General features: G+C 71.0%; 20 protein-coding genes. 5 read left to right on the top strand and 15 right to left on the bottom strand.

Annotated features, from left to right (window positions below; all coding sequences use genetic code 11):
* Positions 1-167 precede the first annotated feature (167 nt).
* A complete protein-coding gene (locus ACFXB5_RS22880; RefSeq protein WP_385210805.1) occupies positions 168-1,679 on the bottom strand; it encodes a hypothetical protein in 1,512 nt (503 codons plus the stop codon).
* 426 nt (positions 1,680-2,105) lie between these two features.
* Here ACFXB5_RS22880 and ACFXB5_RS22875 point away from each other — a divergent pair, with 426 nt between their 5' ends.
* Positions 2,106-3,932, top strand: a complete 1,827-nt coding sequence (locus ACFXB5_RS22875) for an endonuclease/exonuclease/phosphatase family protein (protein WP_385210802.1) — start codon at positions 2,106-2,108, stop codon at positions 3,930-3,932.
* Between the two features lie 67 nt (positions 3,933-3,999).
* Here ACFXB5_RS22875 and dapD read toward each other — a convergent pair whose 3' ends face one another.
* From dapD to ACFXB5_RS22820, 11 genes are all read right to left on the bottom strand, one after another.
* On the bottom strand, positions 4,000-4,989 hold the full coding sequence (gene dapD / locus ACFXB5_RS22870) for a 2,3,4,5-tetrahydropyridine-2,6-dicarboxylate N-succinyltransferase (protein ID WP_385210800.1): 990 nt from the start codon (positions 4,987-4,989) through the stop codon (positions 4,000-4,002).
* Between the two features lie 176 nt (positions 4,990-5,165).
* Positions 5,166-5,735, bottom strand: a complete 570-nt coding sequence (locus ACFXB5_RS22865) for a TetR/AcrR family transcriptional regulator (protein WP_385210797.1) — start codon at positions 5,733-5,735, stop codon at positions 5,166-5,168.
* A complete protein-coding gene (locus tag ACFXB5_RS22860; RefSeq protein WP_138911207.1) occupies positions 5,735-6,055 on the bottom strand; it encodes a multidrug efflux SMR transporter in 321 nt (106 codons plus the stop codon). Before ACFXB5_RS22860 ends, ACFXB5_RS22865 begins: the two co-directional genes overlap by 1 nt.
* A gap of 128 nt (positions 6,056-6,183) precedes the next feature.
* Positions 6,184-6,522, bottom strand: coding sequence for a metal-sulfur cluster assembly factor (locus ACFXB5_RS22855; protein WP_201853501.1), 339 nt, complete (start codon positions 6,520-6,522; stop codon positions 6,184-6,186).
* Positions 6,519-6,983: a Fe-S cluster assembly sulfur transfer protein SufU gene (gene sufU / locus ACFXB5_RS22850; RefSeq protein ID WP_020872230.1), complete on the bottom strand. Its 465-nt coding sequence runs from the start codon at positions 6,981-6,983 to the stop codon at positions 6,519-6,521. The genes ACFXB5_RS22855 and sufU overlap by 4 nt, the downstream gene beginning before the upstream one ends.
* An 11-nt stretch (positions 6,984-6,994) precedes the next feature.
* On the bottom strand, positions 6,995-8,251 hold the full coding sequence (locus ACFXB5_RS22845) for a cysteine desulfurase (RefSeq protein ID WP_020872229.1): 1,257 nt from the start codon (positions 8,249-8,251) through the stop codon (positions 6,995-6,997).
* Positions 8,248-9,012, bottom strand: coding sequence for a Fe-S cluster assembly ATPase SufC (gene sufC / locus ACFXB5_RS22840; RefSeq protein ID WP_037949644.1), 765 nt, complete (start codon positions 9,010-9,012; stop codon positions 8,248-8,250). The genes ACFXB5_RS22845 and sufC overlap by 4 nt, the downstream gene beginning before the upstream one ends.
* Before the next feature lie 7 nt (positions 9,013-9,019).
* Positions 9,020-9,343: a bifunctional 3-phenylpropionate/cinnamic acid dioxygenase ferredoxin subunit gene (locus ACFXB5_RS22835; protein ID WP_385210792.1), complete on the bottom strand. Its 324-nt coding sequence runs from the start codon at positions 9,341-9,343 to the stop codon at positions 9,020-9,022.
* Entirely contained in the window at positions 9,340-10,509 is a 1,170-nt protein-coding gene (sufD, locus tag ACFXB5_RS22830; protein WP_385210790.1) for a Fe-S cluster assembly protein SufD, read from the bottom strand. The genes ACFXB5_RS22835 and sufD overlap by 4 nt, the downstream gene beginning before the upstream one ends.
* Positions 10,510-10,601: 92 nt before the next feature.
* Positions 10,602-12,023 carry a Fe-S cluster assembly protein SufB gene (gene sufB, locus ACFXB5_RS22825; protein ID WP_044577211.1) on the bottom strand — a complete coding sequence of 474 codons (1,422 nt, stop codon included), beginning with the start codon at positions 12,021-12,023 and terminating at the stop codon, positions 10,602-10,604.
* A complete protein-coding gene (locus tag ACFXB5_RS22820) occupies positions 12,020-12,820 on the bottom strand; it encodes a helix-turn-helix transcriptional regulator (protein ID WP_385210787.1) in 801 nt (266 codons plus the stop codon). The genes sufB and ACFXB5_RS22820 overlap by 4 nt, the downstream gene beginning before the upstream one ends.
* Positions 12,821-13,015: 195 nt before the next feature.
* Here ACFXB5_RS22820 and ACFXB5_RS22815 point away from each other — a divergent pair, with 195 nt between their 5' ends.
* The 3 genes from ACFXB5_RS22815 (at position 13,016) to ACFXB5_RS22805 (ending at position 15,813) form a co-directional block, all read left to right on the top strand.
* Complete coding sequence (locus tag ACFXB5_RS22815; protein WP_385210784.1) at positions 13,016-13,942, top strand: ABC transporter ATP-binding protein; 927 nt, start codon at positions 13,016-13,018, stop codon at positions 13,940-13,942.
* A complete protein-coding gene (locus ACFXB5_RS22810) occupies positions 13,939-14,712 on the top strand; it encodes an ABC transporter permease (RefSeq protein WP_385210781.1) in 774 nt (257 codons plus the stop codon). The genes ACFXB5_RS22815 and ACFXB5_RS22810 overlap by 4 nt, the downstream gene beginning before the upstream one ends.
* Positions 14,713-14,820: 108 nt before the next feature.
* The gene (locus tag ACFXB5_RS22805) at positions 14,821-15,813 is read left to right on the top strand and encodes a heme A synthase (protein WP_385210778.1); all 993 of its coding nucleotides are present in this window, start codon (positions 14,821-14,823) and stop codon (positions 15,811-15,813) included.
* Here ACFXB5_RS22805 and ACFXB5_RS22800 read toward each other — a convergent pair.
* The 3 genes from ACFXB5_RS22800 to ACFXB5_RS22790 form a co-directional block, all read right to left on the bottom strand.
* Entirely contained in the window at positions 15,783-16,919 is a 1,137-nt protein-coding gene (locus ACFXB5_RS22800; protein WP_385210775.1) for an amidohydrolase, read from the bottom strand. The genes ACFXB5_RS22805 and ACFXB5_RS22800 overlap by 31 nt on opposite strands.
* Positions 16,920-17,005: 86 nt before the next feature.
* The gene (locus ACFXB5_RS22795; RefSeq protein ID WP_385210772.1) at positions 17,006-17,431 is read right to left on the bottom strand and encodes a hypothetical protein; all 426 of its coding nucleotides are present in this window, start codon (positions 17,429-17,431) and stop codon (positions 17,006-17,008) included.
* Between the two features lie 24 nt (positions 17,432-17,455).
* The gene (locus ACFXB5_RS22790) at positions 17,456-18,406 is read right to left on the bottom strand and encodes a heme o synthase (protein WP_385210769.1); all 951 of its coding nucleotides are present in this window, start codon (positions 18,404-18,406) and stop codon (positions 17,456-17,458) included.
* Positions 18,407-18,790: 384 nt separating this feature from the next.
* Here ACFXB5_RS22790 and tkt point away from each other — a divergent pair, with 384 nt between their 5' ends.
* A complete protein-coding gene (gene tkt, locus ACFXB5_RS22785) occupies positions 18,791-20,869 on the top strand; it encodes a transketolase (protein ID WP_201853483.1) in 2,079 nt (692 codons plus the stop codon).
* Positions 20,870-20,894: the final 25 nt, after the last annotated feature.

Raw genomic sequence — 20,894 nt, 5'->3', positions numbered from 1 at the left:
GCGCAGAACCCCGGGCGAGGCCTGGCGCAGAACCCCGGGCGGGGCCTGGGGCAGAGCCCCAGTTTCGGGAAGGGGCGGGGTGGGGAACAGCCCGCCGCAGGCGTCCTCCCGCGCGGCGGGGGAGGCCAGACGCCCGGCGGCACGCCCGCGGCTGTTCCGGGGCGCGGCTACGCCCGGGAGCGGGCCTTGAAGGCGGCCTTGCGGGCCTCCTTGGCGGCCTTCTTGTCGGGATGCAGCCGCCCCATCGCCTCCAGCACGTCCGCCGTCGCCGGGTGGTCCACCCGCCAGGCCGAGTCGAAGAAGCTCCCCGACTGGTCGACCAGGCCCCGCACCAGGTCGCGCAGTTCCGCCGAGTCGCCCTCGGAGGCGAGCTGGGCCGCGAGGGTGTCCACGGTGAGCCAGAAGACCATCTCCTCCGACGGCTCCGGGACGCCCGCCACCCCGTGCTCGGCCAGCCAGACGCGGGCCAGCCCACCCAGGTGGCGGTCGTCGAGCACCTCGCGCAGGGCGGGCTCGGCCTCGGTGCCGGTCAGCGAGAGGGTCTGCTGGCAGGTGAGGCGGCGCAGCGGCGCGTCCTCGTCGTCGCCGCGGGCGGCGGCCAGCAGTTCGCGGGCGGCCTCCTCGGGCGTACGGCGGGCCAGCCACTGCTCGGCCTCGGCCCGCGCGGCGGGCTCGGGGTGGCCGGGGAGGGCGTCCAGCAGGATGTCGGCGCCCCTGTCGGCCAGGTCGCCGACGGCCGGGGCGTCGATGCCCGCCTCGAGCATCCGGGCCCGTACGGCGTAGACGCCGAGCGGGGTGAGCCGCACCATGCCGTAGCGGGAGACGTCCTCGTCCTCGAGCTCCTGGGCCGTCTCGGGCTCCTGGATCCGGCCCTCGCCGTCGACCTCCTGGATCAGTGCCTCGTCCACCGGCTGGTAGTCGACGAGGCCGGTCGGGGCGAGCAGCCGGAACTGGTCGTCCAGCCGCACCATCGCCTCGGAGACCTCTTCGAGGATGTCGTCGGTGGGCTCGTCCATGTCCTCGGGGACGATCATGGAGGCGGCGAGCGCGGGCAGCGGTACGGGGGCCGTGGCGGCCTCCTCGTCCAAGGCGGTCAGCAGATAGAGGTTGCCCAGCACCCCGTCGAGGAGCTCGGCCTCCTCCTCCGGGTTCCAGTCGAGCGCGTCGAGGTCGAGCTCACCGCTCTCGCCGATCTGGGCGGCGATGTCGCTCAGGTCGGGGGCGGCGGCGTCGGCCAGCACCGTCTCGAAACCGTCGAGCCAGATCTCCAGGATGTCGCGGGGGCCGCCCTCGGTGATCAGCCGCAGCTCCTCGCCGCTGGTCGCGACGGCGAAGAACTCGTCCTCGGCCGTCGCCTCACCGTCCGCGCGGTCGCCGTCAATGTCGCCGTCGGCCCCCGACGGTTCCTCGATCTCGACCAGCCCGGTGTCCACCGCCAGCTGCCACGCCTGCGCCGCGTACAGCGGCCCGTCCTCGTCCCCCGCGAGCTCCAGCAGCTCGGTCGCCTCCCGCAGCTCGCCCTCCGGCAGCGCCCCGCCCGACGCCACCGACTTCCCCTGCTCGGCCCAGCGGGCGAGCCGGACCGCGCGGGCGAGCAGCGGCGCGGCGAGTGCGTCCCGCGCGAGTTCCGCGTCAGTGCGAAGCCGCACGGGCGGCATGGTGGGGCGCTCTTCTGGCATGGGCGGACGTCACTCCTCGAGGGCACGGAAGTCGCGGGCGCGGAGGTCGCGGGCGCGAATGCGGGGCTATGCGGCTGTGCGGCTATGGGGCTGTGGGGTCATGGGTCCACGGGACCGCGGAGCCATGGGGGTACGGCGATGCGGGGTGTACCGGCGCGGGTGCGCGGATACGGCCCGGACCCCAGCGTAGACGGAACGGGACGGCACTTTCGTCCCGATGTGGTCTGCGCCCCGTCCCGCGCCCCCTCCCGCACCACATCCCGCACCCTCCCGCACCACATCCCGCGGCCCTCGTTCATGTTTCCGTCCCGCTTCCGCCATTCCCGGGCCACTCGTCCTCCCTTGACAACTTCCGTGGTGAGGAAAGAGATTGACGCGCGTAGAGGCGTATTTCTCGCCGTTCACTCCTTTCCGGAGGCCACCACCATGTCCCTTCGCGCCCCGCGCGGACCCGTCGCCCTCACCGCCGTCGCCGCCTCGGCCCTCGCGGCCGGGCTGCTCGCGGTGCCCTCGTCGGCCTCGGCCGCCGAGGTCCGCATCCATGACATCCAGGGCAGCACCCGGATATCCCCGCTCGCCGGACAGCAGGTGAGCGACGTCCCCGGCACGGTCACGGCGATACGCGCCTTCGGCTCCTCGCGCGGCTTCTGGATCCAGGACACCCGGCCCGACAAGGACGCGGCCACCAGCGAGGCGATCTTCGTCTTCACCGGGTCGACCACGCCCTCGGTCGCCGTGGGCGACTCGGTGCTGGTCTCCGGGACGGTGTCCGAGTACTACCCGGGCGGCAAGGACGCCGGTGGGCAGTCGCTCACCGAGCTCTCCAAGACGACCTGGACCGTCCAGTCCTCCGGCAACGCGCTGCCCGCCGCCTACCGGCTCAACCCCTCCACGATCCCCGACCGCTACACCCCGGACGCCGGTGGCGACTCCATCGAGGGGCTGACGCTGCGGCCGCGCTCGTACGCGCTGGACCGCTACGAGTCGCTGGAGGGCATGCGGGTCTCGGTCGAGAACGCCCCCGTGGTCGGCGCGACCAACACCTACAAGGAGCTGTGGGTCACCGCCGAGCCCCACCACCAGCGCACCGCGCGCGGCGGCGCCCTCTACGGCTCATACCGCGACCCGAACGCGGGCCGGGTGAAGGTGGTCTCGCTCCTCCCCTACGCCCAGCACCCCTTCCCGGTGGCGGACGTCGGCGACGCGCTGACCGGCACCACGGCCGGGCCGATGGACTACGACAACTTCGGCGGCTACACGATCGCGGCCACCGCGATGGGCGAACTGGCCGACCACGGCCCGCAGCGGGAGACCACCCGCGAGCAGAAGGCGGACGAACTCTCCATCGCCACCTACAACGTGGAGAACCTCTCCCCCAAGACCGCCCAGTCGAAGTTCGACCGGCTGGCCACCGGTCTGGTGGAGCACCTCGCCTCGCCGGACATCGTCGCCCTGGAGGAGGTCCAGGACGACAACGGCGCGACGAACGACTCGGTGGTCGGCGCCGACGCCACGCTGAAGAAGCTCACCGACGCGATCAAGGCGGCGGGCGGTCCCGCGTACGAGTGGCGGCAGATCAACCCGGTGGACGACCAGGACGGCGGTGAGCCGGGCGGCAACATCCGTGTGGCGTTCCTCTACAACCCCGAGCGGGTCTCCTTCACCGACATCCCCGGCGGCGACTCCACCACCCCCGTGAAGGTCGAGAAGAAGGACGGCAAGGCCACGCTGTCCGCCTCCCCCGGCCGTATCGACCCGGCGAACGGCGTCTGGAAGGCCAGCCGCAAGCCGCTGGTCGGGCAGTTCTCCTTCCGGGGCCGCCCGGTCTTCGTGGTCGCGAACCACTTCAACTCCAAGGGCGGCGACCAGGGCCTGGACAGCCGCTTCCAGCCCCCGGCCCGCTCCTCCGAGACCCAGCGCACCGGGCAGGCCACGGCGGTCAACACCTTCGTCAAGTCGCTGCTGAACGCCGACCCGAAGGCGTCGGTGGTCGTCGCGGGCGACCTCAACGACTACCAGTTCTCGCCCGCGCTGGCCGACCTCACCAAGGGTGGCGTGCTGACGGATCTGGTGACCCGGCTGCCGGAGGACGAGCGCTACGGCTATGTCTACAACGGCAATTCGCAGGTGCTGGACCACATCCTGACCAGCCCCGCGCTGCGCCGCGCCGACTACGACATCGTGCACATCAACGCCGAGTTCTCGGACCAGTCCAGCGACCACGACCCGCAGGTGGTGCGGGTGCGCCCCTGAGGGGCGCTCTGCGGGGTGGGGGGGCTGCTGCCCCCGCACCCGGCGACGAAACCCAGCGCGCCCGGACTCAGTTGTGGCTGTGCAGCGCCTCGTTCAGACCGCCCCAGGAGCCGGTCCGGGGCAGCGCCTCGACCGTGCCGGTGATGGAGTTGCGGCGGAAGAGGAGGTTGTTGACGCCGGACAGCTCCAGAGCCTTGGCGATCTTGCCGTCCGGGAGCGTGACGCGGGTGCCCGCCGTCACATACAGCCCCGCCTCGACGATGCAGTCGTCGCCGAGCGAGATACCCAGGCCCGCCTCGGCGCCGAGCAGGCAGCGCTCGCCGATGGTGATCGTCTGCTTGCCGCCGCCGGAGAGCGTGCCCATGATCGAGGCGCCACCGCCGATGTCGGAGCCGTCGCCGACCACGACGCCCGCGCTGATCCGGCCCTCGACCATGGAGGTGCCGAGCGTCCCGGCGTTGAAGTTGACGAAGCCCTCGTGCATGACCGTGGTCCCGGAGGCGAGGTGGGCGCCGAGCCGGACCCGGTCGGCGTCGCCGATGCGGACACCGGCGGGGACGACGTAGTCGGTCATCCGGGGGAACTTGTCGACACTGGTCACCGACAGCTGCAGCCCCTCGGCGCGGGCGGCGAGCCGGGCCCGCTCCACCTGGTCGGTGGCGACCGGGCCGAGCGAGGTCCAGGCGACGTTGGCCAGCAGGCCGAACTGGCCGTCCAGGCTCAGGCCGTGCGGCTTGACCAGCCGGTGGCTGAGCAGATGCAGCCGCAGATAGGCGTCGTGCGCGTCCCTGGGCTTCTCGTCGAGCGAGGCGATGACCGTGCGGACGGCGACGACCTCGACGCCGCGCCGGGGGTCCGGTCCGACCGCCTTGAGGGCGGTCTCGCCCAGCAGCCGCGTGGTGTGCTCGGCGTCGAGCCGCTCGGTGCCGGCCGGGCCGGGCTCGGCGGTCAGCTCGGGGGCCGGGAACCAGGTGTCCAGGACGGTGCCGTCCTCGGTGAGGGTGGCGAGACCGGCGGCGACGGCGCCGGTGGGGGCGGTGGTGGGTGCATCGGTCATGGTCAGAACGCTAACCGGAGCCGGGCCCGGGAGGCGAACCGGTCTCAGCGAGCGGTCCCGGGCGGTCCGCCGTGCGGTCTCGTCGAGCGGGCGGTCCGTACGGTCTGCGGTCTCAGCGAGCGGGCGGCCCGTGCGGTCTCATCGAGTGGTCCGCGTGCGGTCTGCGGTCCGCGGTCTCAGCCAGCGGGCGGCCCGTCGTCGCCGTCCCCGCCCATGACCCGCGCCAGCGCCGCGCGGGTGTCCTCCTGGTCGTACGGGCGGTCCGCCAGCAGCACCTGCAGGGTCAGCCCGTCGATCAGGGCCACCACGACGCGCGCCGTGGCAGCGTCGGGCATCAGTCGCGTCAGCATCCGGGCCATCTCGTCCAGGCACTCGGCGGCGAGCGGCCGCAGCCCCTCATGGCGCAGCGCGGCGAAGTACAGCTCGTACTCCAGCTCCAGCCGCGCCCGGTCGCCCGTGAACTGCTCCCCCAGCCACCGGGCCAGCTCGTCCGCGGGCGGTGCGGCCGGATCGACGCCCTCCACCCAGGCCTCCACCTCCGCCAGCCACTCCGCGTTGATCTGGCGGAGCGCCGCGATCATCAGGTCGTCGAGGGTCGCGAAGTGGTAGGTCGTCGAGCCCAGCGGCACATCGGCCGCGGCGGCCACGGCCCGGTGGCCGAGCCCCGCGATGCCGCGCTCGCGGACCACGGCGGCCGCGGCGTCGATGATCCGCTGCCGCCGCTCGGGGTCGTAGCGGCGGCCCATCAGTGGGCGCCGTTCAGATTGAGCACCACCACGCCGGCGATGACCAGCAGCACGCCGAGCACCTTGGCGGCGGTCATCGCCTCCCCCAGGAAGAGCATGCCGATCGCGGCGATGACGGCGGTCCCGGCCCCGGCCCATATGGCGTAGGCGGTGCTGACGGAGATGGACTTGAGCGTGTGCGCGAGCAGCACGAAGGACACCAGATAGCCCACGCCGGTGGCCAGCGAGGGCCAGAGCCTGCTGAAGCCCTCGCTGTACTTCATCGAGGTGGTCGCCAGGATCTCGGCCAGGATGGCCCCGGAGAGCGTCACATATCCCATGCGTACGAGTGTACACAACGATGCGTACGGGCGTACGCAACGATCCACGACATACGAGGACCCACGACATACGAAACGGCCCCCGCGCCGAAGCGCGGGGGCCGGTTCGACAAGCCCAGGGGAGCCCGTCAGACGTTGAAGCCGAGCGCCCGAAGCTGCTCACGCCCATCGTCGGTGATCTTGTCCGGGCCCCACGGCGGCATCCAGACCCAGTTGATCCGCAGCTCGTTCACGATGCCGTCGGTCGCGGACTTGGCCTGGTCCTCGATGACATCGGTCAGCGGACAGGCCGCCGAGGTGAGCGTCATGTCGATGGTCGCGATGTTGGCGTCATCGATGTGAATGCCGTAGATCAGCCCGAGGTTGACCACGTCGATGCCCAGCTCGGGGTCCACGACGTCGTACAGGGCCTCGCGGACCTCTTCCTCGCTGGCGGGCTTGGTGGTGGTGGTCACGTTGTCACTCATGCGGTCTTCCCTCCGGCGGTCTCGCCCAGTGCCTGCGCCGTGGCGTCCTTCCAGGCCATCCAGCTCAGCAGGGCGCATTTCACCCGGGCCGGATACTTGGAGACACCGGCGAACGCGATCGCGTCCTCCAGCACCTCCTCCATGGCGTCGTCCGGCTCGGCCTTGCCCTTGGACTGCATCAGCTCCAGGAAGGTCTCCTGGATTCTGCGGGCCTCGGCCAGCTCCTTGCCCACCAGCAGCTCATTGAGCACCGAGGCGCTGGCCTGGCTGATGGAACAGCCCTGGCCCTCGTAGCTCACGTCCTTGATGGTGTCGCCGTCAAGCCGAACCCGGAGCGTGATCTCGTCGCCGCAGGTGGGATTGACGTGGTGTACCTCTGCGTCGCCGTTCCTCAGCCCCCGGCCGTGGGGGTTCTTGTAGTGGTCCAGGATCACGTCCTGGTACATCGAATCCAACTTCACGCGGCACGCCCCTACCCGAAGAAGTTCCGTACGTGCTCCAGGCCCTCCACCAAGGCGTCGACCTCGGCAGGCGTGGAGTACAGATAGAACGACGCTCGGGTGGTCGCCGGAATTCCGTAGCGCAGGCATACGGGGCGGGCGCAGTGGTGACCGACCCGGACCGCGATCCCCTGCTCGTCCAGCACCTGGCCCACATCGTGGGGGTGGATGTCGCCGAGCGTGAAGGAGATCGTGGCACCGCGCTCCTCGGCCGTGGTGGGGCCGATGATGCGCAGGTCCGGCACCTCCAGGAGCCTGCCGACCGCGTAGTGGGTGAGGGCGTGCTCATGGCGGGCGATGTTGTCCATGCCGATCGAGGTGAGGTAGTCCACGGCCGCGCCGAGGCCGACGGCCTGGGCGATCGGGGGCGTACCGGCCTCGAACTTGTGCGGCGCCGGGGCGTAGGTGGACGAGTGCATCGAGACGGTCTCGATCATCTCGCCGCCGCCGAGGAACGGAGGCAGGTCCTCCAGCAGCTCCTGGCGGCCCCACAGCACCCCGATACCGGTCGGACCGCACATCTTGTGGCCGGTGAAGGCCACGAAGTCGGCCTGCAGCGCCTGCACGTCCAGCAGCATGTGCGGGGCGGCCTGGGAGGCGTCGATCACCACGAGGGCGCCGACGTCCTGGGCGCGGCGGACGATCGCCTCGACCGGGTTGACCGTGCCGAGGATGTTGGAGACCAGCACGAACGAGACGACCTTGGTCTTCTCGGTGATGATCTGCTCAATCTCCGACAGGTCGAGGCGGCCGTCCTCGGTGAGGCCGAACCACTTCAGCTTCGCGCCGGTGCGCTGCGAGAGCAGCTGCCACGGAACGATGTTGGAGTGGTGCTCCATCTCGGTGATGACGATCTCGGTGTCCTGGTCCACCCGGTAGGGCTCATCGGCCCAGCCGAGCATGTTGGCGACCAGGTTGAGGGACTCCGACGCGTTCTTGGTGAAGATCACCTCATCGCGGCTGGGAGCGTTGATGAAGGCGGCGACCTTGTCGCGGGCGCCCTCGTACAGCGCCGTGGCCTCCTCGGCGAGCACATGGACGCCCCGGTGCACATTGGCGTTGGAGCGCTCGTAGTAGTCGTTCAGCACGTCCAGCACCTGGCGCGGCTTCTGCGAGGTCGCCGCGTTGTCCAGGTAGACGAGCCGCTGGCCGTCGTGGACGACCCGGTCCAGGATCGGGAAGTCCTTGCGGATCGCCTCGGTGTCGAGAAGGCCCGGCAACTGTGTCACTCGGACGCGCCTCCCTTCACGTACTCCTCGTAGCCCTCTTCCTCCAGCTTGTCGGCGAGCTCGGGACCGCCGGACTCGGCGATCCGGCCCGCCGCGAAGACGTGGACGTGGTCGGGCTTGATGTACCGCAGGATGCGGGTGTAGTGGGTGATCAGCAGGGTGCCCACCTGGCCGGACTCGCGGACCCGGTTGACGCCCTCGGAGACCACCCGCAGCGCGTCCACGTCGAGGCCGGAGTCGGTCTCGTCGAGGATCGCGATGGCCGGCTTCAGCAGCTCCAGCTGGAGGATCTCGTGGCGCTTCTTCTCACCGCCGGAGAAGCCCTCGTTCACATTCCGCTCGGCGAAGGAGGGGTCGATGTGGAGGCGCTCCATGGCCTCCTTGACCTCCTTCACCCAGGTGCGCAGCTTGGGCGCCTCGCCGCGGATCGCGGTCGCGGAGGTACGCAGGAAGTTGGAGACCGAGACGCCGGGGACCTCGACCGGGTACTGCATGGCGAGGAAGACACCGGCGCGGGCGCGCTCGTCGACGGACATCGCGAGCACGTCCTCGCCGTCCAGCGTCACGGTGCCGCCGGTGACCGTGTACTTCGGGTGACCGGCGAGCGAGTAGGCCAGGGTGGACTTGCCGGAGCCGTTGGGGCCCATGATGGCGTGCGTCTCGCCCTGCTTCACGGTCAGGTCGACACCGCGCAGGATCTCGCGGGGTCCGCCCTCGGCGTCGACGGAAACGTGCAGGTCGTGGATCTCAAGCGTGGCCATGGGTGCCTCAGGACTCCTGGGTGACGGAGACGAGCACATCGTCCCCTTCGATCTTTACGGGGTATACGGGGACCGGGCGCGTCGCGGGGAGGCCGGACGGCTTTCCGGTGCGCAGGTCGAAGCTGGAGCCGTGCAGCCAGCACTCGATCTGGCAGTCCTCCACCTCGCCCTCGGACAGCGAGACGTTCGCGTGCGAGCAGATGTCGTTGACCGCGAACACCTCGCCCTCGGTGCGCACCAGAGCGACCGGCACGCCCTCGAGCTCGACCCGCTTGGGGGTGTCTTCCTCGAGTTCGTCCAGCGCGCAGACGCGTACGAAGGTCGGGGTCATCCTACGGACGCCTCCAGCTCGGCCTCGATCTTGTCGATGAGCCGCTCCTCCAGCTCGGGGACCCCGATCTGCTGGACGAGCTCGGCGAAGAAGCCGCGGACCACCAGCCGGCGGGCCTCATCGGCCGGGATGCCGCGCGCCATCAGGTAGAACAGCTGCTCGTCCTCGAAGCGGCCGGTCGCACTCGCGTGACCGGCGCCGACGATCTCACCGGTCTCGATCTCCAGGTTCGGCACCGAGTCGACGCGGGCGCCGTCGGTGAGGACCAGGTTGCGGTTGAGCTCGTAGGTGTCGGTGCCCTCCGCGGCGGCCCGGATCAGCACATCGCCGATCCACACCGCGTGCGCCTCCGCGCCCTGCAGCGCGCCCTTGTAGGCCACGTTGCTGCGGCAGTGCGGGGTGTCGTGGTCGATGAAGAGCCGGTGCTCCTGGTGCTGGCCGTTGTCGGTGAAGTACAGGCCGTAGAGCTCGGCCTCACCGCCCGGGGCGCCGTAGACCACCCGCGGGTGGAGCCGCACCAGATCGCCGCCGAAGGTGACGACCACGGACTTGAAGGTGGCGTCCCGGCCGACCAGCGCGGTGTGCTGACCGGCGTGGACCGCGGTGTCGTCCCAGTCCTGGACCGAGACCACGGTGAGCTTGGCGCCGTCGCCGATCAGGTACTCCACATTGGCGGCGACCGTGGCGTCACCGGTGTGGTCGATGACCACGACCGCCTCGGCGAAGGCGCCGATCTCGATCACCTGGTGGCCGAAGGCGGTGCCGCCCTCGCCGTGCACGGCGATCCGCACCGGCTCGGTGAGCACCGTCTCCTTGGGCACCGAGACGACCGACGCCTTCTCGAAGGAGCTGTACGCCTGCGCCGCCACCCGGTCCACCGGCTTGCCGGCCTTCCCCAGGCGCGCGTCGTCACGGCCCACGGTCTCGACCGTGACGCCCGCGGGGGCGGTCACCTCGACCTTGACGCCGCCGTCGGCGACGGCCGTGCCGTCGTGGAGACCGCGCAGCCGCTCCAGGGGGGTGAACCGCCAGTCCTCCTCGCGGCCGTGGGGCACCGGGAAGTCGGCCACGTCGTACGACGCGGGCGCGCTCACCCGGGCATCGGTGGGCTGGCCCACCTGGATGACGCCGTCCGTGGTGGATCCGGCCGGGATGGTTTCAGCCATGGCTGTCGTACTGCTCTCTTTCTGCCTGATGGGCCTGAGTGGGGTGCCCGGCGGAGGACTTCGGCCCCCGCCGGGCGGGGAGGGGGGTGGCGTCAGCCGACCGCGCCCTCCATCTGCAGCTCGATCAGCCGGTTGAGCTCCAGCGCGTACTCCATGGGCAGCTCGCGCGCGATCGGCTCGACGAAGCCGCGCACGATCATCGCCATGGCCTCGTCCTCGGACAGACCGCGGCTCATCAGGTAGAAGAGCTGGTCGTCGCTGACCTTGGAGACGGTCGCCTCATGGCCCATGGACACGTCGTCCTCGCGGACGTCCACATACGGGTAGGTGTCCGAGCGGGAGATCGTGTCGACGAGCAGGGCGTCGCACAGCACATTGGACTTGGAGCCCTCGGCGCCCTCGCCGATCTCGATCAGACCGCGGTAGGAGGTGCGGCCACCGCCGCGCGCCACCGACTTGGAGACGATGTTCGACGAGGTGCGGGGGGCCATGTGGACCATCTTGGCGCCGGCGTCCTGGTGCTGGCCCTCGCCCGCGAAGGCGATGGACAGGGTCTCGCCCTTGGCGTGCTCACCCATCAGGTAGACGGCGGGGTACTTCATGGTCACCTTGGAGCCGATGTTGCCGTCGACCCACTCCATGGTCGCGCCCTCGTAGGCCACGGCGCGCTTGGTGACCAGGTTGTAGACGTTGTTCGACCAGTTCTGGATGGTCGTGTAGCGGCAGCGGGCGCCCTTCTTGACGATGATCTCGACGACCGCGGAGTGCAGCGAGTCCGACTTGTAGATCGGCGCGGTGCAGCCCTCGACGTAGTGGACGTAGGCGTCCTCGTCGACGATGATCAGCGTCCGCTCGAACTGGCCCATGTTCTCGGTGTTGATGCGGAAGTACGCCTGCAGCGGGATCTCCACGTGCACGCCCTTCGGCACGTAGATGAACGAGCCGCCGGACCAGACCGCCGTGTTCAGCGAGGCGAACTTGTTGTCGCCCGCCGGGATCACGGTGCCGAAGTACTCCTTGAAGAGCTCCGGGTGCTCCTTGAGCGCGGTGTCGGTGTCCAGGAAGATGACACCCTGCTCCTCCAGGTCCTCACGGATCTGGTGGTAGACGACCTCGGACTCGTACTGGGCCGCGACACCCGCGACGAGGCGCTGCTTCTCGGCCTCCGGGATGCCCAGCTTGTCGTACGTGTTCTTGATGTCCTCGGGCAGCTCCTCCCAGGAGGCGGCCTGCTGCTCGGTGGAGCGGACGAAGTACTTGATGTTGTCGAAGTCGATACCCGACAGATCCGAGCCCCAGGTGGGCATGGGCTTCTTGCCGAAGAGCCGCAGGCCCTTCAGACGGAGCTTGAGCATCCACTCCGGCTCGGACTTCTTCGCCGAGATGTCGCGTACGACCTCCTCGGAGAGGCCGCGCTTGGCCGAGGCGCCGGCCACGTCGGAGTCGGCCCAGCCGTACTCGTAGTTGCCCAGACCCTCGAGCTCGGGGTGAGCGGTCTCCGTGGGGAGAGTCATTCGGGGTTCCTCCCGGCCGTGCTGGCAGATGCGGTGGTGGTCTTGGTGGTGCTGGGGTCGGTCTTCTCGACCTTGCCGGTCTTCGGAACGAACGTCGTGCACACCCCGTCGCCATGGGCGATGGTGGCCAGACGCTGCACATGGGTTCCGAGCAGCTGGGAGAAGACCTCGGTCTCCGCCTCACACAGCTGCGGATATCGCTCGGCTGCGTGGGCGACCGGGCAGTGGTGCTGGCAGAGCTGTTCGCCGACCGGCGCGCTGCGCGCCGTAGCAGCGTACCCGTCCGCGGAGAGTGCTCCGGCGAGCGCTTCGGTGCGGCCGCCGGGGGCGGCGGCCTCGACGGCGCCGCGGTACTCCTCCGCCTGGGCGGCGAGCCTGGCGCGGGCGAACGCCGCGACCGCGGCACGCCCTGCCTCGCCGCCTCCGGCGCTCTGCTCGATCCAGCGGAGAGCGTCGACGGCGAGCTTGTCATAGGCCTGGTCGAAGGCATCGCGACCGCAGTCGGTGAGCGCGAAGACCTTGGCCGGGCGGCCGCGCCCCCGCGCCCCGTACACCCTCTTCTCTCGGGGCTCGACGACGCCGTCGGCGACGAGGGTGTCCAGGTGACGGCGGACGGCCGCCTGGGTCAGCTCCAGCCGCAGGGCGAGCTCCGCCGCGGTGGAGGGGCCGTGGTCGAGGATGGAGCGCGCCACCCGGTTGCGGGTGCCGTGCTGCTCTTCCGGCGCGGACGCGGGCGTGCCGGACCGCGCGGCCGCTTCGGCCGCGCGTTCGTTCGGAGCCTCGCTCGCGTATTTCACAACGCCATTGTTGCGTAATTCTCCCGCGATCCACAAGCGAGGAGTTCACCGGTTCCGGTGTGGTGCATCACTTAGGTCTACCTAACTCCGAGACCGGGGCTCACCTGCGGCGACGCGTCCGGGCCCGATCGTCGTGCGCCGCGGCTTTCGGCCCTGCCGCCCACGGACGGCCCCGGGATTCGTAGACTGCCGGACATGCGAGAAGAGCCCGCGGTCGACATCGTCGCCCTGGTCAAGCGGTACGGCCCGAAGACCGCGGTCGACGGGCTCGATCTGTCCGTCGGCCGGGGCACCGTGACCGCCGTTCTGGGCCCCAACGGAGCCGGTAAGACCACCACCGTCGAGACCTGCGAGGGGTACCGCCGCCCCGACGCCGGGACGGTCCGGATATTCGGGCTCGACCCGGTCGCGGACGCCCCGGCGCTGCGCCCCCGGGTCGGGGTGATGCTCCAGTCCGGAGGCGTTTATTCCGGCGCGCGCGCAGAAGAGATGCTGCGCCACACCGCCTCCCTCCACGCGCATCCGGTGGATGTGAATCTGCTGATCGAGCGGCTCGGCCTCGGCTCCTGCGGCCGGACCACCTACCGGCGGCTCTCCGGGGGGCAGCAGCAGCGGCTCGCGCTCGCCATGGCCGTCGTCGGCCGCCCCGAGCTGGTCTTCCTCGACGAGCCGACCGCCGGACTCGACCCACAGGCCCGCCGCGCCACCTGGGACCTCATCCGCGATCTGCGGGACGACGGGGTCACCGTGATGCTGACGACCCACTACATGGACGAGGCCGAGCAGCTCGCCGACGATGTGGCGATCATCGACGGCGGCAAGGTGATCGCCCGGGGCACACCGGAGGAGCTGTGCCGGGGCGGCGCCGAGAACACCCTGCGCTTCATCGGCCGCCCCGCGCTCGACCTGGCCTCGCTGCTCAAGGCGCTGCCCGCCGACTCCACGGCCGCCGAGCTGACCTCCGGCTCGTACCGCGTCACCGGCAAGGTCAACCCCCAGATGCTGGCCACCGTCACCTCCTGGTGCGCGCAGAACGGGGTGATGCCGGACCGGATCTCGGTCGAGCGGCACACCCTCGAGGACGTCTTCCTGGAGCTCACCGGTAAGGAGCTGCGAGCGTGACCGCCACGGGCACTTTTCTCCCCAAGCCGGGGGCGGCCCCGCTGCCGCGGATGATCCGGGCGCAGGCCGCGCTGGAGACCCGGATGCTGCTGCGCAACGGCGAGCAGCTGCTGCTGACCGTCGTCATCCCGTCCCTGGTGCTGGTGCTCTTCAGCACCGTCGACATCGTCGACACCGGCTCCGACGGCAGCACCGTGGACTTCCTGGCGCCCGGTGTGCTGGCGCTCGCCGTGCTGTCCACGGCGTTCACCGGACAGGCCATCGCCACCGGCTTCGAGCGGCGCTACGGCGTGCTCAAGCGGCTCGCCGTCTCACCGCTGCCGCGGTGGGGGCTGATGGCCGCCAAGACCTGTGCGGTGCTGGTCACCGAGGTCATGCAGATCGTGCTGCTGACCGCGATCGCGCTGGCGCTCGGCTGGTCGCCGCACGGCGACCCGCTCTCCGTGGCGCTGCTGCTGATCCTCGGCACCGCGGCGTTCTCCGGCCTCGGGCTGCTGATGGCGGGCACCCTGAAGGCCGAGGCGACCCTGGCCGCCGCCAATCTGGTCTTCCTGCTGCTGCTCGTGGCCGGTGGCGTCATCGTGTCGCTCGACAAGTTCCCGGGTGGCGTGCGGAGCGCGCTGGAGCTGCTGCCGATCTCGGCGCTCTCGGGCGGGCTGCGGGACGTCCTCCAGGACGGGACCGGGACGCCGTGGCGGGATCTGGGGATCCTGGTGGTCTGGGCGGTGCTGGGGCTGGGCGCGGCGGCCCGCTTCTTCCGCTGGGAATAGCCCGGGTCTTCCGCTGGGAATAGCCCGGGGCGCCCTTACGGCCTGCGGCTTTACCGGAACACAACCCCCTCGTGAAAAGCTGCACAAGCGGCGGCCTACGATGGGCGGGTGCCGAATTCGCTGAATCCGTTCGAGCTGATCGCCCGGCGCTGGCAGCCCTCCGCGCGCTTCGTGGAGCGGGCCGCGCTGGCCACCGTGGTGATGGCCGTGGTCATCGTCGTGACCGGGGGCGCGGTCCGGCTCACCCAGTCCGGTCTGGGCTGTGACACCTGGCCCAAGTGCACCTCCGGCAGCCTCACGCCGACCTCCGACATGGGCATCCACGGCGCCATCGAGTTCGGCAACCGCATGCTGACGTACGTCCTGTGCGCCGTCATCGGCCTGCTGATCATCGCCGCCCGCGCCCGGACGCCGGTGCGCCGCCCCCTCACCCGGCTCGGCTGGGCCCAGTTCTGGATCGTCATGGGCAATGCCGTGGTCGGCGGCATCACGGTGCTCACCGGGCTCAACCCGTACATCGTCAGCTCGCACTTCCTGCTGTCCTCCGCGCTGCTCACGGTCGCCGTGCTGACCTGGTGGCGGGCGCGCGAAGGCGACGCCGAGCCGCGGGAGCTCGTGGCCGTGCCGGTGCGCCAGCTGACCCGGCTGCTGATCGCCGCCACCGGCGCGCTCATCGTCATCGGCACGGTGGTCACCGGCGCGGGCCCGCACGCCGGTGACGCCCGTAAGGTGCACCGCATCCCGCTGAACTGGCAGGAGATCACCCAGCTGCATGTGGACTTCGTCTACATCGTGCTGGGCCTCACCGTCGCCCTGTGGTTCACACTGCGGGCCGTGAAGGCACCCGCCGCCCAGCGCCGTACGGTCCTGGAGCTCCTCGTCGTACTGCTCGCGCAGGGCGTGATCGGGTACGTGCAGTACTTCACCCATCTGCCCGAGGTCGTCGTCGGCACCCACATGCTCGGCTCCTGCCTGGTGTGGATCGCGGTGCTGCGGGTGCTGCTCGCCCAGCGCGAGCGCGCCGCGCTTCCGGCGGCCGTGCCCGCCCCCCCCGGCGGGGCCGAGACCGTTCAGCCCGAGCCCGCCGCGTCCAGCCGGTAGACCCGGCGCGCGGTCCCGGCCGCGACCAGGCCGGCGATCCGCTGGGCCTCGGCCCGGGTGCAGATCCCCTCGCCGACCCACTCCTCCGCCAGCCGGGCCATTGACTGGCCGAACAGCCGGGACGCGGTCACATACAGCTCCGGCAGCGCCCGCGCGCCCGTCGAGAACAGCAGCTTGCCGAACGGCGCCTCGCCCAGGGTCTCCCCGGGCCACGGCCCGGCGTCCGCGTAGACATGCGGGAAGGCCGCGGCGAGCTGGGCCGCCCGCCGGTGGTGCGGCCGGTCCGGCAGCAACACCAGATCGGTGCCGAAGCCCGCCGTGGCCCGCAGGAAGCCGATGAGCGACTGCGGATCGGCACAGTGCAGCTGCACCGGAAGGCCGGTCGCCACGGCGCTCCACAGCAGATGCTGGGCGAGCGCGGGGTCGGGGGCGCGGTCCCGGGCCGGGCGGACGGTGAGCGCGAGCCAGCGGGCGGCGGCGCGCCGCACCTCGCGCGGGTCGGGCGGGATCTCGTCGCAGAAGGCGATCCCCATGGCGAAGGCGCTCGCGTGCTGGGCCGCCGCGTACAGCGCCTCCGCGGTGTTGCCGATGAAGGCGTCGACCGTGCCGGAGGTGTCGGCGACCTGCTCGGCCAGCGGCTCCAGCCGGACCACCTCGAGGACCGTGCCGTCGGCGGCCGCGGCCAGTTCGTCCGGGGTGCTGAGGTCGTCCCGGGCGCCGGACTCCAGCAGGAAGGTGCCGATGCCGGCGCCGCGCAGCAGCAGCCGCGCGGCGCGGTAGGCGCCCAGCTCACGGCGGCGGGCGAGATAGCTGACGGGCGCGCAGTGGGGCTCCATGCCCAGCAGCGGGGGGCACCAGCGGCGCACCGCGAGGCCGGTCCAGCTGTCGAAGAAGGTGGTGCCGGCCGGGGCCGCGCCGGACCCGGCGGCGGCCGCCAGATGGGTTTCGAACGAGCCGATTCCGAGCTCGCCGTCGACCGTGCCGTGGCTGTGCTGGTCGACCAGCGGCGGCAGGGTGATCGGCCCCGCCGCCGGGCCCGGCCCGTCACGGGGGACCGGGCCGGTCGGCGGGCCCACGGTGTCCGGGGAGTCCGTCGCCTCGTGCATCGCCGCCCGCCTCCTCGCCCTCCGGCATCGACGGGCTTAACGGACGGAAGGGGCACGAGGTGTCGCCGGACCCGTTCTCAGGCGTTCTACGAGGCGGCTGCCGGAGGGTTGCCGGGTCCGCCGAGCTGGATGCCGGCCATGCGCGTCCACTCGTACGGACCGGTGCGGACCTTGGCGGCGAGCTCGCCGTCGAAGTCGTCCTTGACGGTCAGCCCGGCGATCTCGGCGGCGCGGCGCGCGCCGTCCTGGGAGGGGGCCACGAGGACGCCCCATTCGCCGTCGGCGCCGACGAGGGCGATCCGGACGGCGCCGCGCCCGATGTGCGCGATCTGCCCCTCGGCGCCGCCGTGGCTCCCGGCGAAGGCCGTGATCTGGCGGGCGAGCCGCTCGGCCAGCTTCTCGTCCTTGGACGGCTTGGGCGGCTTCGGCGGCTTGGCCGGTGCTTCCGGCGCGGAGGGCTGGGCGGCGGACTCGCCGCTCTCGGGTGTCTCCGGCTGAGTGGTGTCTGCCATACAGCCGATGCTACCCGCCGGTAATCACCGCAGGAAAGGGTCCACGGCCACGGCGACGAACAGCAGCGAAACATAGGTGATCGACCAGTGGAACAGCCGCATCTCCTTGAGCTTCGCGCCCGTGACCCCGGCCCGGGCGCGCGCCTGGAGACCGTGCGCCTCCTTGAGCCAGAACCCGCCCAGCACGGCCGCGACGGCCGGGTAGAACCAGCCGGTGTAGCCCAGCGGCCACAGCAGCAGCGAGACGCCGACCATGGCCCAGCTGTAGAGGACGATCTGGCGCGCGACCGCCTTGTTGCCCGCGATCACCGGCAGCATCGGCACGCTGGCCCGCTCGTAGTCGTCCTTGACCTTCATCGACAGCGGCCAGTAGTGCGGCGGCGTCCAGAAGAAGATGACGAGGAAGAGGATGACGGCGGCCCAGGAGACCTCGTTGGTCACCGAGGACCAGCCGATGAGCACGGGCATGCAGCCCGCGATGCCGCCCCAGACGATGTTCTGCGAGGTGCGGCGCTTGAGCCACATCGTGTAGACGACGACGTAGAAGGCCAGCGCACCGAGCGACAGCATCGCGGACAGCGGGTTGACCAGCGCCCAGAACCAGGCCGTCGACCCCGCCGCGAGCACGAAGGCGAAGACGAGGCATTCCCGCGGCGAGACCATGCCGGTCACGAGCGGGCGCTGCGCGGTGCGCTCCATCAGCGCGTCGATGTCCCGGTCGTAATACATGTTGAACGCGGCGGCGCCGCCGGCCGACAGATAGCCGCCGACACAGGTGGCGACCACCAGCCACAGGTCCGGGACGCCCTGGGCGGCCAGGAACATGACCGGCACCGTCGTCATCAGCAGCAGTTCGATGACGCGCGGCTTCGTCAGCGCCACGAACGCCTTGACACGGGCCCCGAACGGCCGGTGACCGGAGCTCGTTTCGCTCGTCTCGAGCACCCCCGCAGGACGGGATTCGACGGCCGTCACGCACACCCCTGGTGGAAGCAAGAACCAGCAAGCACCGGACATGAAGAGCCGGTAAAGACTTGCGCGTACCACGCCACTCTAGACGTAGCGGATACGCCGCCCGCCGCCGGGGTCCCTCGTGTTGTAGCGGCACGGCAAGGCGCCCGTAAGGCGGCCACGCCCGGGGGACGACGGGCTCGGGCAGGACCCGGAACGGCGCCTTCCGCAGGGCTCGGGACGCCCTTCGGACGGGCCCCGGAGGGAATGCGGCAACCTCGGAATTCGTTCCTTATCCCGTTGGGCGGAACTCGAAAAGATGACCGTTGTTCCAGGGGTAGGCTCGACACCGCCGGTGTACATACGGTCACCGGATTTCGACATTGTGGAGAGGAGCCCTGACTCAGGGTGAGCACAAAGCCGACTACCACAGACCTCGAGTGGACCGATCTGGACCAGCGAGCCGTCGACACGGCCCGAGTCCTGGCCATGGACTCCGTACAGAAGGTCGGTAACGGCCACCCTGGCACGGCCATGAGCCTCGCGCCCGCCGCGTACCTGCTCTTCCAGAAGCTGATGCGGCACGACCCCTCCGACGCGGGCTGGGCGGGCCGGGACCGCTTCGTCCTCTCCCCCGGGCACACCAGCCTGACCCTCTACGTCCAGCTGTACCTGGCGGGCTTCGGTCTTGAGCTCGACGATCTGCGGTCGTTCCGCACCTGGGGCAGCAAGACCCCGGGTCACCCCGAGTTCGGCCACACCACCGGTGTCGAGACCACCACCGGCCCGCTGGGCCAGGGCATCGCCAACGCGGTGGGCATGGCGATGGCGGCCCGCTACGAGCGTGGCCTGTTCGACCCGGAGGCGCCCGAGGGCGCCTCTCCGTTCGACCACACCATCTGGGCGATCGTCTCCGACGGCGACCTGGAGGAGGGCATCTCCGCCGAGGCGTCCTCGCTGGCCGGCCACCAGAAGCTGGGCAGCATCGTCGCCCTGTACGACGACAATCACATCTCGATCGAGGGCGACACCGCGACCGCGCTCTCCGAGGACGTGCTGAAGCGCTACGAGGCGTACGGCTGGCACGTCCAGCGCATCGAGCAGTCCGAGAGCGGCGACTTCGACATCCACGCGCTGCACGCGGCGCTCAAGGCGGCGCAGGCCGAGACCGAGCGCCCCTCGATCATCGCGGCCCGTACGATCATCGCCTGGCCTGCCCCGAACGCGCAGAACACCGAGGCGTCCCACGGCTCGGCGCTCGGCGCCGACGAGGTCGCCGCCACCAAGCGCGTCCTCGGCTTCGACCCCGAGCAGCACTTCGCGGTCGACACGGACGTCATCAACCACACCCGCGCCCTGGTCGAGCGCGGCCGCGAGGCCCACGCCGCCTGGGACAAGAAGCTCCAGGAGTGGCGGAACGCCAACTCCGAGCGGGCCACCCTGTTCGACCGGATCACCGCGGGCGAGCTGCCCGAGGGCTGGGAGAGCGCGCTGCCGGTCTTCGAGCCGGGCAAGGACGTCGCCACCCGTAAGGCGTCCGGCCAGGTACTCAAGGCGCTCGGCGGGGTGCTCCCCGAGCTGTGGGGCGGCTCCGCCGACCTCGCGGGCTCCAACAACACCACGATCGACGCGTCCTCGTCCTTCCTCCCGAAGGGCAACCCGCTGCCGGAGGCCGACCCGTACGGCCGCACGATCCACTTCGGCATCCGCGAGCACGCCATGGGCTCGACCATGAACGGCATCGCCCTGCATGGCAACACCCGTGTCTACGGCGGTACCTTCCTGGTCTTCTCCGACTACATGCGCCCGGCCGTCCGGCTCGCCGCGCTGATGAAGCTGCCGGTCACCTACGTGTGGACGCACGACTCCATCGGCCTCGGCGAGGACGGCCCGACTCACCAGCCGGTGGAGCACCTGTCCGTGCTGCGCGCCATCCCGGGCCTGAACGTGGTCCGCCCGGCCGACGCCAACGAGACGGCCATCGCCTGGCGGGAGATCACCCGCCGCCACACCGCGAACCCGGCTCCGCACGGCCTGGCCCTGACCCGGCAGAACGTGCCGACCTACGAGGCCGACGAGAACGCCGCCAAGGGCGGCTACGTCCTCTTCGAGGCCGAGGGCGGTCAGCCGCGGGTCATCCTCATCGGCACCGGTTCCGAGGTGCAGCTCGCCGTGGAGGCGCGCGAGCAGCTCCAGGCCGCCGGGATTCCCACCCGCGTGGTGTCGATGCCCTCGGTCGAGTGGTTCGAGGAGCAGGACAAGGGGTACCGGGAGACAGTGCTGCCGCCGTCCGTCAAGGCTCGGGTGGCCGTCGAGGCGGGTATCGGCCTGACCTGGTACCGCTACGTCGGCGAGGCCGGCCGCATCGTCTCGCTGGAGCACTTCGGCGCCTCGGCCGACTACAAGGTGCTCTTCCGGGAGTTCGGCCTCACCGCCGAGGCCGTGGTCACCGCCGCCCGCGAGTCCCTCGCCGACGCCGGGCGCTGACCTCCACAGACGACGTAAGTGCGAC

This window comes from Streptomyces sp. NPDC059455, from assembly GCF_042750115.1.
Classification (GTDB): domain Bacteria; phylum Actinomycetota; class Actinomycetes; order Streptomycetales; family Streptomycetaceae; genus Streptomyces; species Streptomyces endocoffeicus.
This window is presented reverse-complemented; position numbering and strand designations above follow the sequence as displayed.

Excerpts from the sequence above, each read along its gene's own strand:
- ACFXB5_RS22880 (WP_385210805.1), bottom strand. The coding sequence starts at position 1,679 with ATGCCAGAAGAGCGCCCCACCATGCCGCCCGTGCGGCTTCGCACTGAC.
- ACFXB5_RS22875 (WP_385210802.1), top strand. The coding sequence starts at position 2,106 with ATGTCCCTTCGCGCCCCGCGCGGACCCGTCGCCCTCACCGCCGTCGCC.
- dapD (WP_385210800.1), bottom strand. The coding sequence starts at position 4,989 with ATGACCGATGCACCCACCACCGCCCCCACCGGCGCCGTCGCCGCCGGT.
- ACFXB5_RS22865 (WP_385210797.1), bottom strand. The coding sequence starts at position 5,735 with ATGGGCCGCCGCTACGACCCCGAGCGGCGGCAGCGGATCATCGACGCC.
- ACFXB5_RS22860 (WP_138911207.1), bottom strand. The coding sequence starts at position 6,055 with ATGGGATATGTGACGCTCTCCGGGGCCATCCTGGCCGAGATCCTGGCG.
- ACFXB5_RS22855 (WP_201853501.1), bottom strand. The coding sequence starts at position 6,522 with ATGAGTGACAACGTGACCACCACCACCAAGCCCGCCAGCGAGGAAGAG.
- sufC (WP_037949644.1), bottom strand. The coding sequence starts at position 9,012 with ATGGCCACGCTTGAGATCCACGACCTGCACGTTTCCGTCGACGCCGAG.
- ACFXB5_RS22835 (WP_385210792.1), bottom strand. The coding sequence starts at position 9,343 with ATGACCCCGACCTTCGTACGCGTCTGCGCGCTGGACGAACTCGAGGAA.
- sufD (WP_385210790.1), bottom strand. The coding sequence starts at position 10,509 with ATGGCTGAAACCATCCCGGCCGGATCCACCACGGACGGCGTCATCCAG.
- sufB (WP_044577211.1), bottom strand. The coding sequence starts at position 12,023 with ATGACTCTCCCCACGGAGACCGCTCACCCCGAGCTCGAGGGTCTGGGC.
- ACFXB5_RS22815 (WP_385210784.1), top strand. The coding sequence starts at position 13,016 with ATGCGAGAAGAGCCCGCGGTCGACATCGTCGCCCTGGTCAAGCGGTAC.
- ACFXB5_RS22800 (WP_385210775.1), bottom strand. The coding sequence starts at position 16,919 with ATGCACGAGGCGACGGACTCCCCGGACACCGTGGGCCCGCCGACCGGC.
- ACFXB5_RS22795 (WP_385210772.1), bottom strand. The coding sequence starts at position 17,431 with ATGGCAGACACCACTCAGCCGGAGACACCCGAGAGCGGCGAGTCCGCC.